Origin of the sequence: Burkholderia sp. JP2-270, from assembly GCF_003233675.1 — a bacterium.
Taxonomy (GTDB): domain Bacteria; phylum Pseudomonadota; class Gammaproteobacteria; order Burkholderiales; family Burkholderiaceae; genus Burkholderia; species Burkholderia pyrrocinia_C.
On sequence record NZ_CP029824.1, the window covers coordinates 3,138,710 to 3,152,789 of the forward strand.

The 14,080-nt window shown below is 68.8% G+C and carries 12 protein-coding genes; 4 read left to right on the forward strand and 8 right to left on the reverse strand.

Annotated features, from left to right (window positions below):
* Window positions 1-219: 219 nt before the first annotated feature.
* Together DM992_RS14780 and DM992_RS14785 are read left to right on the forward strand one after the other, a co-directional pair.
* Window positions 220-483 (forward strand): PAAR domain-containing protein, encoded by a 264-nt coding sequence (locus DM992_RS14780; RefSeq protein WP_111017342.1) that lies wholly within the window; start codon window positions 220-222, stop codon window positions 481-483.
* A 38-nt stretch (window positions 484-521) separates the two neighbouring features.
* Window positions 522-1,919 carry a hypothetical protein gene (locus tag DM992_RS14785; protein ID WP_111017343.1) on the forward strand — a complete coding sequence of 466 codons (1,398 nt, stop codon included), beginning with the start codon at window positions 522-524 and terminating at the stop codon, window positions 1,917-1,919.
* A 36-nt stretch (window positions 1,920-1,955) separates the two neighbouring features.
* On the opposite strand, the gene tssF is transcribed toward DM992_RS14785, so the two are convergent.
* The 3 genes from tssF to DM992_RS14800 all read right to left on the reverse strand — a co-directional run bounded on the left by tssF (window position 1,956) and on the right by DM992_RS14800 (window position 5,503).
* The gene (gene tssF, locus DM992_RS14790; protein WP_111017344.1) at window positions 1,956-3,809 is read right to left on the reverse strand and encodes a type VI secretion system baseplate subunit TssF; all 1,854 of its coding nucleotides are present in this window, start codon (window positions 3,807-3,809) and stop codon (window positions 1,956-1,958) included.
* A gap of 295 nt (window positions 3,810-4,104) precedes the next feature.
* The gene (locus DM992_RS14795) at window positions 4,105-4,434 is read right to left on the reverse strand and encodes a hypothetical protein (protein ID WP_111017345.1); all 330 of its coding nucleotides are present in this window, start codon (window positions 4,432-4,434) and stop codon (window positions 4,105-4,107) included.
* A 322-nt stretch (window positions 4,435-4,756) separates the two neighbouring features.
* The gene (locus DM992_RS14800; RefSeq protein ID WP_111017346.1) at window positions 4,757-5,503 is read right to left on the reverse strand and encodes a MipA/OmpV family protein; all 747 of its coding nucleotides are present in this window, start codon (window positions 5,501-5,503) and stop codon (window positions 4,757-4,759) included.
* Between the two features lie 246 nt (window positions 5,504-5,749).
* On the opposite strand from DM992_RS14800, the gene DM992_RS14805 reads away from it, so the two are divergent.
* Together DM992_RS14805 and DM992_RS14810 are read left to right on the forward strand one after the other, a co-directional pair.
* Window positions 5,750-6,475, forward strand: a complete 726-nt coding sequence (locus tag DM992_RS14805; RefSeq protein WP_034183314.1) for a response regulator — start codon at window positions 5,750-5,752, stop codon at window positions 6,473-6,475.
* Window positions 6,476-7,852: an ATP-binding protein gene (locus tag DM992_RS14810; protein WP_204356088.1), complete on the forward strand. Its 1,377-nt coding sequence runs from the start codon at window positions 6,476-6,478 to the stop codon at window positions 7,850-7,852. It begins immediately after the preceding gene.
* A gap of 64 nt (window positions 7,853-7,916) precedes the next feature.
* On the opposite strand, the gene DM992_RS14815 is transcribed toward DM992_RS14810, so the two are convergent.
* The 5 genes from DM992_RS14815 to DM992_RS14835 form a co-directional block, all read right to left on the reverse strand.
* On the reverse strand, window positions 7,917-8,957 hold the full coding sequence (locus DM992_RS14815; RefSeq protein ID WP_162631662.1) for an iron ABC transporter permease: 1,041 nt from the start codon (window positions 8,955-8,957) through the stop codon (window positions 7,917-7,919).
* Window positions 8,954-9,946 (reverse strand): ABC transporter substrate-binding protein, encoded by a 993-nt coding sequence (locus DM992_RS14820; protein ID WP_111017347.1) that lies wholly within the window; start codon window positions 9,944-9,946, stop codon window positions 8,954-8,956. Before DM992_RS14820 ends, DM992_RS14815 begins: the two co-directional genes overlap by 4 nt.
* A complete protein-coding gene (locus DM992_RS14825; protein ID WP_204356089.1) occupies window positions 9,943-10,719 on the reverse strand; it encodes an ABC transporter ATP-binding protein in 777 nt (258 codons plus the stop codon). Before DM992_RS14825 ends, DM992_RS14820 begins: the two co-directional genes overlap by 4 nt.
* 20 nt (window positions 10,720-10,739) lie before the next feature.
* Entirely contained in the window at window positions 10,740-12,830 is a 2,091-nt protein-coding gene (locus DM992_RS14830; protein WP_111017946.1) for a TonB-dependent siderophore receptor, read from the reverse strand.
* A 231-nt stretch (window positions 12,831-13,061) separates the two neighbouring features.
* A complete protein-coding gene (locus DM992_RS14835) occupies window positions 13,062-14,051 on the reverse strand; it encodes an NADPH:quinone oxidoreductase family protein (RefSeq protein ID WP_111017348.1) in 990 nt (329 codons plus the stop codon).
* Window positions 14,052-14,080 lie beyond the last annotated feature (29 nt).

Consider the following 14,080-nt stretch of genomic DNA (forward strand, 5'->3'; position numbering starts at 1 on the left):
AAGCCTTGACGCGCGGGCTTCACGCACGATAATGACTGCCGTCGGATCGACGGATACGTAAATTTCAGCCGAAACAGGTATTTATTTCCGTAAGGTAATAAATGCCTGATTTCATCGCCATCGATTCAAAAGATGCTGTCGGTAAAATCCGCCGCTGCCCTGCACCGGGCGGCGCAGTCCGGTCGCGTTGACAGCAATCCAGCCAGGAGGTCCATCCGGATGACAAAACCCTTCATCGTCCTTGGCGACAAGCACAGCCACGGCGGCACCGTGACCAGCGCGTCCACCGTGTCGTCGGTCGACGGTCGCGGAATCGCGCGCCGAAACGACACGGTGACGTGTCCGGTACACGGGCCGAACTACATCATCGACGGCGACGACACGATGATCGTGCAGGGCGAAGGAGTCGCACGCGACGGCTACAAGACGGCCTGCGGCGCCGTCCTGGTCGCGAGCCGATCGACGGGAAACGACGGAACCTGACACACGACGTCAGCAAGTCACACGAGGAATCGACGGGAATGATCACGGGGTTGCGCAAAACGGCGTTCGTCGCCGCGATATTCGTTGCGGTGTGGGCGGCCGTCCTCATATGGTGGAAGATGACCCGCCACGCGCCGACCGCAAGGGAACTGCTGTTGTGCGGGCTCGTGCTGCCGGCGGCGCTCGCCATTTGCGTTGCATGGATGCGCCGGTCGCTCGGTCAACGTCCGTCGATCGCCGCCGCGGCACCGGCGACTTCGCTCGCGCCCCGGGACGTACCGGCTGCGGAAAATTCCGCGTCGCTCACATGGTCGGCCCTGCTGCTCGACAGCAGCCTCCGACTGCCGATGGGCGCGACGACCGCCGAAATCGATGCAGCGGCACGGGAAGAACGTCCGGTCGCGCTGCATCCCGAACTGCAACGCCCGGACGGAACCGGTGTATTCGCGAGCACCGTCGAATCGGTTTCTCTGGACCGGTTCGATGAAAGCCTGCTCGTGCCCGGCGCGCAGGGAACACTTGAGGACGAGCACTGGCGCGGACTGCTGCTGGCCGCCGATGCGCTCGACGAATTGCGCGAGCGACATGCCGTGCTGTCCGGCGCGGGCCCCGACACGCCGCCGCTCAGGCTCCATCTGCTGATTCCGGAACGCTGGCAACCGGTCGCGGCAACGCTCGCCGCATGGCTCGATGCCCATACGGCGCGCGAAGCGGTCGCACCCGGCATCGTGCGCGCGCAACTGCGCACGGTCGCCGATCCCGTACAAGCGTGGGCCGTCGTCGACGAACTGATTCAGGCGTTGCACCTGCAACCGTCCGCCGACCTTCACGTCGTGCTCGCCTTCGACTCCACCGCCAGCCAGGACGCCGTCGACGCGCTGGATCGCGCGGACCGTCTCTATGGCCGAGATCGTCCGAACGGACTGACGCCCGGCGAAGGTGCGTGCGCGCTGCTGCTCGCACATCCCGACGCTTCGCCCGCAACGCCCGTGCCTTCGATTCATCGTCTCGTGTCCGCGCGCCGCCCGGCTTCCGCCGATCACGGCAAGGCCGAATCTGCGACGCTCGGCCAGTTGCTCGCCGCGGCGGGTACCCGGTTGTCGACGCTGCACCCTGCCCTGTCGGCGCCCGGACTCGTCACCGACGCCGATCAACGCAGCAGCCGTCGCACCGAAGTCGTGACCGTCATCGAACAGACATGGGGAGACGATGCCGCCGAGCGCAGCCGGCACCTCGGGCTCGCCAACGGTGCGAGCGGCGCAGCGCTCGCGCTGACTGTACTGGCCGCCGCCGCGGATCGCGCGACGGAGGAACGGCAGGCGATGTTCGCCGCATCGGTCAGCGATCCGCTCGCACGCGGCGTGATGCTCGTCACGCCCGCTATCACGGTCGATACCGCTGAGCCCGCGCCGCAATCCCGGATGACCGCCGCGTGACCGGCCGCCCCGACCGGCGCCGCCCGCACGTGCCGCCTACAACAGCATCGAGGTCCCGGACCGCCGTCGACAGCGACACAGCTCGGCGCCGGTTCGGCCGGACACCATCACCAGCTGCGTGAATGCATTCTGCGCCGCATATTCGCCAAGCAAGCGGTCCAGCGCCTGTGCAAAGGCGTGGACGCCCGTTCCCGCGAAACCGTCCTCGTTCACGACGACGCGAATCTCCAGCCCGCGAACCACGCTCGCGAACGGCTTGCTCGACACCCACGCGGTCACGGCCTTGTGCGTGACGTCGATGACGCTGTCGATCTGCCGGACGGTCGCCGGCGAGCGGGTCACGTCGTGCAGCGCAAGTGCGTCGCGTATGGCGGCGGCGCCTCCCGACAACCGCATCGGATTAGCGGACAACATCGACACGAGCCGCCACATCGCACCGCGGTCGCCGCCAAACCGCCGCGACTGCGTCGGCCGATGCAGCAGACCGATCCGTCGCGCAAGCGTACCGCCCTCGAGCAGCAACTCGCCCTGCGGCGTGCCCGGCGTCAGTTCCGCCGGCAGGTCGCGATTGCTGCAGGTGACCTTCAGCGCAACTGCGGACGGCGCCGGAACCGGGCGAAGCGAACGGTCGACGAAGCCGAGCGTCATCTCGCGTCCGGGCTCGCGCTTCGCGACGAGTGCGTCCCGATGCGTGCGCCAGTACAGCGCCGCGTTCGGTGCGAGGCCGCCGTGATACAGCGCATGGAGCGGACGATAGCCGATCGCGCGCTCGCCCTGCGGCGTGGTTTCGATCTGCGTTACGGCGTCGACCGACTGTATCTCGCAGGCAAAGGCGTTCTGGTCGTCGACGACCAGCGGGTACATTTCCGCGTCCGGCGAGGCGGCATCGGCCTGACGCCCGAGCTTGCCGGCCGCGTCGAACAGATTGACGACCGGCGTACAGCCGAGCAGCACGTGCTCCGTGCCGAGCGCGCCCAGCACACGCGCTGTCGAAGAGTCCGCCCCGACGCCCTTCAGCAGCAGATGTAATGTGAACCGCCGGCCACCGATACGCCCTGCTTGGCGCAAGTCGCAATCGAAGAAGCCGAATTTCTCCGGAAAGGCGAAGTATTCGGTCAGCAATGAATGAGCAGGATGACCGACAGTCGGCGGCGAAATCAGGCTCTCGTCCTGCGCGAAACCGATGGACAAAAACGGCACCCGGTCGAGCGCCACCCAGCGTCCGCTGTCGCCCGGTTCGACGAACGCCTGCAGCGCGCGAATCGTCAACGCGTCGCGCAACGCAGCGCTGAAGAGCGGTTCGCCCTGAACATACAGACGCGCGACGTCGAGCTTCAGGTCCGCGACCGATGCATGCGGAGACTGGATCTCGAAGGCAAGCGAGATCTGCGCGCTAGTGTCCGGCAGCAGCCTGAGCGCACGCGGCACCTGCGCAACCGCGTGAAAGCGCGCGGCCGCCAATCGCAAAGGCGACAACGTCACGTCGTATGCTGTCCGGAAGAAGATTTTCGTGCCCTTCACTGGCCGGCTGTACAACTCGGTGCCGCGTGGAATCACGATGCAAGTCGACATCTGCGCGGCACGGCTCGCGTCCATCTCGAAGCGTGCGACCGAGCACGACGGGAACGGTTGCAGGAAGTGCGGATACAGCGCGTTGGCCAGCGCGGTCGTGAATTCCGGGTAGTCATCGTCGATACGGCGCGACGCGCGTGCGCCGAGCAGCGCAAACGATTCGAACAGGCGCTCGACATGCGGGTCGTCGCTGCTGGCGTCGGCACCGCTCGTGAGCTGCATGCGGGTCGAAATCTTGGGGTAGCGTCGTGCGAACTCCTTAGCCCAGTGGCGCAGAAGGTTCAGCTCACGCTCATAGAATGAAAGCAGGTCATCCATCGGCGAGTGTCGAAAACGCGTCGCGCGCCGACCCGTGGCTGGCCCTGGCAGGCCGCCCGGCGTGCCGGGAACGCGCACGTGGTCTCCGTGCGGCAGGTTGGCATGCGGTCGAGGCGCCCCACTCTACCGGATTGCCTCCGTGCAGTCCACGATTCATCCGGCGCGAACGCGCGCGACAGACGATGAATCGCCGCGAATGCGCCAACCGGCTTGCGACACGCCTGTCACATGCCGACGACACTCACCCGCCATGCCGCATCGGCGGCCGCAGGCGATTCGCCGCCGGCGCACCCCATCACCCGCGCCGCACCCAGATCACCTTCCCGTCGCGAATGCCGAGATTGCGGCGCTCCGGTCGGTAATCCATCGTGCCCGGCAACGCCTTGCCGTCGCGCTCGAGCACGCGCCACAGGCAGCCGTCGAGTTGCGCGGCCGCATCGGCCTCGGTCTTGCCGACCAGCGCATCGTCCTGCGCCGCGTCCGCCTTGCATGCAAGCGACGCGCCCGCCTGCCCGCCATTCGCCGGCGTGCTGCCCGCGCTCGTGATCTTCGTGTTCATGTCCGCGCATCCCGCAAAAGTTGCGCCCGCAACCAGCGCCATCATCATCGCGATCGTCTTCTTCATCGATTTCTCCCTGTCGCGCCCGGCGTGGCAGATGTGGCGTTCCTCGCGGGCCGGGCGTCACATGCGTGATCGGTTCCGCGCGTCGCCAGCCGTTTCCCGACGGATGCCGGCCGGCGAACCTCGGCCTCGCGCACCCCGGCCGCGCCGATTCGGCGCACCGGAGCCGCGGGCTCGGCCTGACGCCGAAGCCGCCTGCATGTTACCGCACGCGATCGGCCGCCACGACGCGTCGACGACGCATCGAGCCGTGTGCGCGGATCGATCGCACCTGCCCCTGCACGCCGACGCAATGCGGCATTCGGGATCGCCATCGGCGACCGGTTCAGAACTTGTAGGTCACGCCCGCCATGCCGTAGTAGTTGCTGCGCGACTGGACGATCGGACTGTCGCCGTAGCGGCCGAGCAGCCGTGTCACACCGCCGGTCGCAAGTACCGACCAGTGCCGCGACAGGTTCCAGTTCCACGCGACCGCCATCGACGCGCTGTCGATCCCGCCGCTCGTCGAATACGGCCTGAACCGGCTCGTCATCGATTGTGCATCTGTCACGCCGTAGAACGTCTGCGTGTAGCGCCCCGAGCCCGCGTGCACGGTGCCCGTCACGACGATCTCGTGCTGCGATGTCTTGAACACGGGCACCGCGAGATCCATGTGTCCCGATACGCCGCGCGACGTGTGCGTCACGGGCGTGTCGATCGTGACGCTCAGTTCGGCCGCATTGAAAAGCGTCACCCCGGCGCGCACGCCGACCAGCACCGAGCCCGGAATCCGGCCCATGCCCTTCAGGTAGTCGGAGCCCGGCAGGTCGAAGCGGTTCTCGTCCGCGCGGCCCGCATCGTAGCTCACGGCCGCCGACACGAACACACCGTGCGGCAGGTCCAGCCGGTAGCCGGCGCCCTGCGTAGCGTCGATGAAGAAGCCGTTGCCGAACGTCGCGGAAAACGACGGCGCGACGACGCCGCGATACTGGTTGCTGCCCTGGTAGCGCGGCGCGAAACCACCGCCGAGCGAGATCGAATACTGGTTTTCCGCGTGGGCGGCGGCAGCGAGGGTCAGGCCGGCGAGCGGCATGCAATAGCGGTAGCGGCGGAGAGTTGGGCGCACAATATTGAGATAAGAGTGACGGAGCCCGCAGTCTATGTGCCGCCCAGCGCGCAGACTGTCCTGAATCTGCGGCGAATCTGTGCTCAATTGTGTTCGATTGTTCGAGAATGTCGTACCGCTGCCCGGGCAGCCGGTACGCCGGATAGAATTCGCGTGCCGCGCCGCATACCGGCCTGCCGGGGTATGAGATCGCGCGTGCATCCTGAGGAGACCATGAACGACAATCCGCTCAAATACCGTGTACTGCTGATCGAGGACGACGACCGCCTCGCGCAGCTCGTCCGCGAATATCTCGACGGCTATGAATTCGCGGTGACGGTCGTGCGGCGCGGCGACCTCGCCGTCGCGGCGGTACGCGAGCACCAGCCTGCCCTCGTGATACTCGACCTGATGCTGCCGAACCTCGACGGCATGGAAGTCTGCCGGCGCATCCGCGCGTTCACCAACATCCCCGTGCTGATCCTGACCGCGCGCGCGGACGTCTACGACCAGGTCGCGGGCCTCGAGACGGGCGCCGACGACTACGTGACGAAGCCGATCGAGCCGCGCGTGCTCGTCGCGCGCGCTCGCGCGCTGCTACGCCGCGCGCAGCCGGTCGCAGCGGAAACGCCGGTTGCCGCACCCGAAGCGCTCGTGTTCGGCGAACTGTCGATCTCGCCGCCGAACCGCACCGTCACGTGGCGCGGCGAGCCGGTCGACCTGAAGACCGCCGAATTCAACCTGCTGCTGATCCTCGCGCGCGCGGCCGGCACCGTACTGAGCCGCGACGACATCCTGAAGCAGTTGCGCGGAATCGAGTTCGACGGGCTCGACCGCTCGGTCGATTCCGGCATCTCGAAGCTGCGCCGCCGCTTCGAGGATGCGTCATCGGAGCCGCACAAGATCAAGACGATCTGGGGCCGCGGCTACCTGTTCAGCCCTTCCGCGTGGGACGAATAAATGCTGCGTCCGTTGATCAGGCTGTACCTCATCGTGATCCTGTTCGTCGCCGCGTCGATCGTGTTCATCCAGCTGTCGTTCGACCGGATCTTCTACGAGCGCGTCACGCAGGCGCAGCGCGACTCGTTGACGACCTACTCGTTCGTGCTCAACGACTACCTCGAACGCCATCCGGGCGGGCAGCGCCTGCTCGCGCTGCGCGAGCTCGCGAAACACGGCAACGAAGGGTTCGGTTTCCTGTCGATGGCCGCCGCCCGCGCGCAACTGAGCGGTGCGCCGCTGCGCGATCTCGATGCCGGCAGGATCGCGATCAGCTACAACGGCAAGGATTACTACATGCCGCTCGCGGACGGCTCGGTGCTGCATGCACGCCCTGTCGAGGCATCCGATCTCGACATCAAGATCTATGCGTACCTGCTGCTCGCGCTCGCCACGCTGTTCGCGGTGGTGCTGTGGATTCACTATCACTGGCGCGACCTGCGCAAGCTGCAGGATGCCGCACGCGCATTCGGCGCCGGCACGCTGTCGACGCGCGTGAAGCTGTCGGGCAAGTCGAACATCGACGAGCTGTCGCGGCAGTTCAACGACATGGCCGAGCGCATCGAGGCATCGATCAAGCAGCAGCGCGAAATGATGCACGGCATCTCGCATGAACTGAAGACGCCGCTCGCGCGGCTCGAATTCGGGCTCGCGCTGCTCGCCGAACCCGACGAAACCGACCGGATGCGCGAACGCCGCGACGCGCTGCAGCGCGACGTGCGCGAACTCGACGAGCTCGTCACCGAGTTGCTGACAATCGGCCGGCTCGAACAGGGTGCTAGCCAGCTGGTGCCGATGGAGATCGTCGTCGATGCGCTGATCGACAGCGTCGCCGGCAACGTCGCGAACGACATCGCCGATCGCGGGATCGCGCTCGACGTGTCGACGCTCGGCACACCCGCGACCCACGTATGCGACCCGAAGCTCGTCGCGCGCGCGCTGCTGAACCTGATCCGCAACGGCGCGCGCTACGCGTCGCGCAAGGTGCTGCTGGCCGCTGCCGGGGACCGGTCCGGCGCGCTCGTGCTGAGCGTCGATGACGACGGCCCCGGCATTCCGGCCGCCGAGCGCGCGCGCGTGTTCGAACCGTTCCAGCGGCTCGACTCCAGCCGCGACCGGCAGACCGGCGGCTTCGGGCTCGGGCTCGCGATCGTGCGGCGCGTCGCGCTGGTGCACGGCGGCGACGTGCGGCTCGAGGATTCGCCGCTCGGCGGCGCACGCTTCGTGATCACGCTGCCCGCACGTACGCTGCCGGACAGCTTCTTCGACGTGACGGCAGACCTCGCCCATGCCGGCGCGCCCGGCGACGGTACGAGCATCGCCGCGCCGCCGCGCTGAAGCGCACGACAGGGCAGCGCCCCGCCCTCGCCTGACGGTGTGCCGCCAGCGCGTGCGCTGCCGCTCAGCGGCGGCGCAGCAGCGCGACGAAGAACAGGCTGCCGAACAGCGCGGTCACGATGCCGATCGGCAAATCCTCCGGTGCCGCGAGCGTGCGGGCCGCGACATCGGCCCACACGAGCAGGATCGCGCCCGTCAGCGCGGCGACCGGCAGCAGCCTGCCGTGCTCGGCACCGACGACGCGACGGCACAGATGCGGCGTCACGAGCCCGACGAAGCCGATCGCGCCGCTCACCGCGACCATCGCGCCCGTCGCGAACGATGCGACGACAAACACCTCGCGCCGCATCCGCGCGCTCGGCACGCCGAGCGAGGCCGCCGCGACATCGCCCGACATCAGCGCATTCAGTTCGCGCCGTCGCGCATACAGCACGCCGCCGGCGAGTGCCGCGCATACGGCCGGCACCGGCAGCAGATCCCAGCGCGCGAGCCCGACGCCGCCGAGCATCCAGAACAGCACCGACGACGCGGCGCGTTGGTCGCCGAGATACAGCAGCAGGTTGCCGAACGCGGCCATCATGAACGACACCGATACGCCCGCGAGCAGCAAGCGATCCGATTCGAGCCGGCCGCGCCGGTAAGCGAGCGCGACGACGCATGCGGTCGCCGCAAGCGCGCCCGCGAAGGCGGCGGCCGACAGCGTGAACGGGCCGAACGCCGCGCCGGCCACCACCGTGACCGCGACTGCGCCGAGCATCGCGCCCGAGCTCACGCCGAGCAGATGCGGATCGGCGAGGCGATTCGCGGTCGCCGCCTGCAACGCGACACCGACCGCCGCCAGCGTCGCGCCGACAATCGCGGCCAGCAGCGCACGCGGCATCCGGATCAGCCACACGATGCTGTCGTCGCCCGCGCCCGCCGCAAGCGCGCCGGCAGCGCCGAACGCCGACGCGATATGCGCGGCGACGATCCGCACCGCGACCGGCATCGCGATCGGCGCGGGACCGAACGCGGCCGACACGACGATCGACACGATCAGCAGCACGGCCAGCGCCGGCAGCACCACCCGCATACGGGGCCGCGACGCACGCACGGCCGCACTCATCGCGCCGGCCCGGCGAACGCGGCCGGATACAGCGCTCGCGCGAGCATCTCGACGGCCGCGACGTTCTCGGGGCCCGGCGTCGCCGCATCGTACGGAATCACGACGAAGCGCCGGTCGCGGATCGCGGCGACGCGCGCGAGCGCCGGCTGGCTCAGCAGGAACTGCTGCTTCTGCGCGGCCGTCACCGCCGAATAGTCGACGATCACGATGACCTGCGGATCGCGCGCGACCACGCTCTCCCAGTTCACCTGCGTCCAGCTGCGCGGCACATCGTCCATCACGTTGCGCGCGCCGGCCGCCGCCAGCAGCGCGGTCGGCATCGCGAGTCCGCCCGCCGTCATCGGCTTGTCGGTGCCGCTGTCGTAGACGAACGCGCGCAGCGGCTCCCGGCGCCCGATCGCACGCGACACCGCCGCGAGACGTGCGCGCATCGCGGCGACGACCTGCGCGGCGCGCGCATCGACACCGAAAATCCGGCCGAGGTTGTCCAGGTCGCGGAACACGTCGTCGAACGACGCGGCTGATTGCTTCATCACGTGCGAGCACGATTCGGTCAGTTCATACGTACGGATGCCGAACGGCGCGAGCGTCGCGGGCGTCACCTGGCCGCCGACATGCATCCCGTAGTTCCAGCCGGCGAGATAGAAGTCGGCGCGCGCGGCGGCCAGCACCTCGAGCGACGGATACTGGCTCGCCAGTTCGGGCACGCCGCGCAATGCGTCGCGCACGCGCGCGGTGCCCGTCTTCCAGCCGCCGATGCCCGTATAGCCGACAAGCCGGTCCTTCAGGCCGAGCACGAGCATCATCTCGGTCAGGTTCACGTCATTGCTTACCGCTCGCGTCGGTGCGCGCTCGAAGGTCACGTCGCGATCGCAGCTGCGCACGGTGACGGGATAGGCGAGCGCGTGAACGGCGGCGCAGCCGAGCACGGCAGCGGCGACCAACCGGCGGGATACGGAGGACAACACAGAAAACGGCATGGCGGTCATTCCGGATGAAGCGGCGTGATGCGCGGCCGGCCCGTGACGGGATGCCGATCGACGAGCGCGGCGACGCCGAACACGTCGCGCAGCAGCGCTTCGGTCAGCACGTCGTCCGGCGCGCCGGACGCGACGACCCGGCCGTGCGCGAGCACATGGAGCCGGTCGCAATACGCGGCCGCGAGATTGAGGTCGTGAATCGTCGCGAGCGTCGCGATTCCGAGGCGCCGCACGCGCGCGAGCAGTTCGAGCTGGTGACGCAGGTCGAGATGGTTGGTCGGTTCGTCGAGCAGCAGCAGCTCGGGCTGCTGCACGAGCGCACGGGCCAGCAGTGCGCGCTGCTTCTCGCCGCCCGACAGCGACGCGAAGCGTTGCGAACGGCGCGCGGCGAGGCCGACGTCGTGCAACGCGGATTCGACGATCCGGCGATCGTCGGCCGACTCCGCATCGAACGGCCGCTTGTGCGGCGTGCGCCCCATGCCGACCAGTTCGTCGACCGTCAGCCCGAAATCGTCCGGGCTCTCCTGCTGCAGCACCGCGATCCGCTGCGCGACCGCGCGCGGCCGCATGCGCCACACGTCCTGCGCATCGAGGGCAACATCGCCCGCATCGGGCCGCGCGTAACGGAACACGCAGCGCAGCAGGCTCGTCTTGCCGCTGCCGTTCGGGCCGACCAGCCCGACGAACTCACCTGCGGCGACGCTCAGCGTCACCGCATCGAGCACGGCGAGCGCGCCGCCGGGAGACCAGCTCACGCGATCGATTTCGAGCATGTGCGCCACGGAAGGCTCGCCGCGCCGCACTAGAAGCGCATCGTCGCGACGAGCTCCGCCGAACGCGACGGACCGAGCAGCCATTGCTCGCCGCCGTTCGACGTCGTCACCGCGTACGTGCGGTTCGCGAGATTGCGCAGATACAGCGCCAGCTCGGTGCGCGATGTCGGCTGCCAGCGCAGCGACGCATCGAACACCGTGTACGACGGCACCTGCAGGCGGTTCGCATCGTCGCCGTATGTCGCGCCGACGTAGCGCACGCCCGCATTCGCCTGCCAGCGCTCGGCGAACGCCCAGCCGAGCCACAGGTTCGCCGTCTGTTGCGGCACATTGGACGGCACGTTGCCGGCGCGCGACACCGTGGTACCGCCAGCCACCTGGTTGAACGCGTCGTAGCGCGCGCGCAGCAGCGCGACGTTCGCATCGATTGTCCACCCGTGCGGCAGCCGCGCGCCGCCCGTCAGCTCGACGCCGCGCGACGATTGCCGGCCGACCTGCCGGCACAGCGCGGGATTGACCGGATCGGTGCTGAGCAGGTTGCGCTTCGTGATGTCGTACACGGCGAACGTCCAGTACGCGCGGCCGTCGAGCAGCGTCTGCTTGACGCCGGCTTCCCACTGTTCGCCGGTCGCAAGCCGGTAGTTCGCCTGCGACGCGGACAGCGTCACGAGCGAGCCGAGGCCCTCCGCGCCGGTCGTGTACTGCGCGTACGCGCTGAGTGTCGGCGCGACTTCGAAAACGAAACCCGTGCGCCAGCCGACGTTCGCGAAGCGCTTGTCGAAGCCCGCGCCGCTCGCCGCCTGCTCGCGACGGAACGCGATGTGGTCGTATCGCAGGCCGCTTAGCCACGCGAGCCGCGGCAGCACTTCGAGCCGGTTCTCGGCGAATACCGCAGCCTGCCGCGCGCGCGTGCCGAACTGCGGCACCGTCGGGTCGGCGCTCGCGAACATACCGGGATCGAAGCCGTGTGCGGCCACCGTCGATTCGCCGCCGTACGGCGAATTGTTGGTGCCGTCGAACATGATCTGGCTGAACTCCGTGCCGATGACGAAGCGGTTCGCGCGGCCGAACAGCACGCCGTCGAAACGCGCGCTCAGCCGGTCGCCGATCTGCCGCTGATGGTGGCCGATGTCGAGATAGTCGCCGCGCGTCACGAGCCCGGCCGCAGGGTCGAGCGCGTACGATTCGGCGTTGCGCCAGTGGCGGTTCGACGTCAGGTAGTAAAGCTGGTTGTCGATCGTCACGCCGGCCGTGGGCCGGTAGCGGGCCGACAGGCGTGTCCACTGGTCGTAGTACGCGATCGTCGCATCGCCGACGTTGTAGTTGAGCTTGCGCAGCGACGGATCGAGCACGCCGTTCGGCGCGGGCACGCCATAGTAGGTCGCCGGCATCTGGCGGCCGTAGTCGTAGTCGAGCGTCAGCGTGAGTTGCGGGCTCACGTCGAATCTCAGCGCGCCGCCGACCGCCGTCGTGTGCGTGTCGGCCCGCTCGGCGAGACCGTTGGCGCGTGCATCGCTCGCGTAAAAGCGGTACGACAGCCGCGGGCCGAGCGCGCCCGTCGTATTGAATGCAACGCGCTTCGCGCCGTCGGGGCCGACGCCGACCTGCAGCGTGGTTTCGCGCGTGCGCTGCGGCCGCTTCGACACGACGTTCACGACGCCGCCGATCGCCCCTTCGCCGTACAGCACCGACGCCGGGCCGCGCAACACTTCGATGCGCTCGACCGACCACGTATCGAACGGAAACGTGATCGTGCCGGCGGCCGGCATCAACCGCACGCCGTCCAGCAGCGTCATCACCGATTCCTGGCCGCTGAAACCGCGCACGCTCAACGCGGTGCCGCCATTGCCGGGCGCCATCGCGCTCGCGATCCCTGCCGTGCGCGTGACCGCATCGAGCACCGTGCGATCGCCGCGCGCTTCGATCGTGTCGGCCGTGACCGTCTCGACGCTCGCGGGCGTATCGAGACTCGCCAGCCCGAGCCGCGAGCCCGTTTCGAGCGGCTGCGTCAGCGGGTCGGCCGGCGCCGGGTGCGCGGTGACGCTGATCGCCGGCAACGCGTGCCGGTCGTCCGCTGCGGGGGCTGCCGCCTCGGCAGCCACTGCGCCGGACGACGCCATCGCGCAACCCAGCAGGGTCGTGCAGCCGCGCGCCGCGCGTGCGCGCCAGGCGCCGGTGATCCGGCGCGACGCGGCACGGTGCCGCTCCTCGCGCGCCGGGTTGTTTCTGAATTTCGTCACGTCGTATCGATCTTCGTGTGGTGTCGTCGCCGGCCGGGTTGCCCGGCACGGCCGGCCTACGACGAAAACGTCAGATGATACAATATATCAATTTACTTCGTCAGGATTTTGTCAGCCTGGGCCTGCGTCCGGCAGGATCACCACCTTGCCCTTCACCTGCCGGTTCGCCATCCGCACGATCGCGTCGGCCGCGCCGGCCAGCGACACGCGCTCGGTGATCGCGGGCCGCACCTTGCCGGCCGCGAACCACTCGGCGAGCAAGCGCATGTTCGCGACATGCTGCGCCGGGTCGCGGCGCACCGCGTCGCCCCAGAACACGCCGAGAATGTCGCGCTCCTTGAGCAGTGCCAGATTCAGCGCGATCTTCGGGATCTCGCCGGCCGCGAAACCGACCACGAGGAACCGGCCGTGCCATGCGGTCGCGCGCAGCGCCGCCTCGCTGTACGCGCCGCCCACCGGATCGTAGACGACGTCGGCGCCGCGCCCGCCGGTCAGTTCGTCGACGCGGCGGCGCAGGTCTTCGGTCGAGTAGTCGATCGTCTCGTCGGCACCCGCGGCGCGGCACAGCGCCAGCTTGTCCGCACTCGACGCTGCCGCGATCACGCGCGCACCGAGCGCCTTCGCAATCTCGATCGCGGCGAGCCCGACGCCGCCCGCCGCGCCCAGCACGAGCAGCGTCTCGCCCTGTTGCAGGCGCGCGCGCTGCTGCAATGCGTGGAGCGACGTGCCGTACGCGAGCACGAGCGCCGCGCCCTGCTCGAACGTCATGCCAGGCGGCAGCGCGGCGATCTGGTGCACGTCGGCCACGCACTGTTCCGCGAACCCGCCGTGCCCGGTGAACGCGACCACGGAATCGCCGGGCCGCCACGCGGTCACGCCTTCGCCGACTGCATCGATCACGCCGGCAAACTCGGCGCCTGGCGAGAACGGCAGCGCCGGCTTCACCTGATACAACCCCTGGACGATCAGCGCGTCGGGGAAATTGAGCGACGCCGCCTTCACCTGAATCCGGACCTGGCCCGCGGCCGGTTCGGGAATCGCGACGTCCTCGATGCGCAAGCGGTCGATCGGGCCGAATGCGGTACACAACAGGGCTTTCATGCTCTCCTCTCTCCTTGCGCGGCGTGGCC

Coding starts and splice junctions, on each gene's coding strand:
- DM992_RS14820 (WP_111017347.1), bottom strand. CDS start 9,946: ATGACCGCCATGCCGTTTTCTGTGTTGTCCTCCGTATCCCGCCGGTTG.
- DM992_RS14795 (WP_111017345.1), bottom strand. CDS start 4,434: ATGAAGAAGACGATCGCGATGATGATGGCGCTGGTTGCGGGCGCAACT.
- DM992_RS14800 (WP_111017346.1), bottom strand. CDS start 5,503: ATGCCGCTCGCCGGCCTGACCCTCGCTGCCGCCGCCCACGCGGAAAAC.
- DM992_RS14780 (WP_111017342.1), top strand. CDS start 220: ATGACAAAACCCTTCATCGTCCTTGGCGACAAGCACAGCCACGGCGGC.
- DM992_RS14810 (WP_204356088.1), top strand. CDS start 6,476: ATGCTGCGTCCGTTGATCAGGCTGTACCTCATCGTGATCCTGTTCGTC.
- DM992_RS14835 (WP_111017348.1), bottom strand. CDS start 14,051: ATGAAAGCCCTGTTGTGTACCGCATTCGGCCCGATCGACCGCTTGCGC.
- DM992_RS14785 (WP_111017343.1), top strand. CDS start 522: ATGATCACGGGGTTGCGCAAAACGGCGTTCGTCGCCGCGATATTCGTT.
- DM992_RS14830 (WP_111017946.1), bottom strand. CDS start 12,830: ATGGCGTCGTCCGGCGCAGTGGCTGCCGAGGCGGCAGCCCCCGCAGCG.
- DM992_RS14815 (WP_162631662.1), bottom strand. CDS start 8,957: ATGAGTGCGGCCGTGCGTGCGTCGCGGCCCCGTATGCGGGTGGTGCTG.
- tssF (WP_111017344.1), bottom strand. CDS start 3,809: ATGGATGACCTGCTTTCATTCTATGAGCGTGAGCTGAACCTTCTGCGC.
- DM992_RS14805 (WP_034183314.1), top strand. CDS start 5,750: ATGAACGACAATCCGCTCAAATACCGTGTACTGCTGATCGAGGACGAC.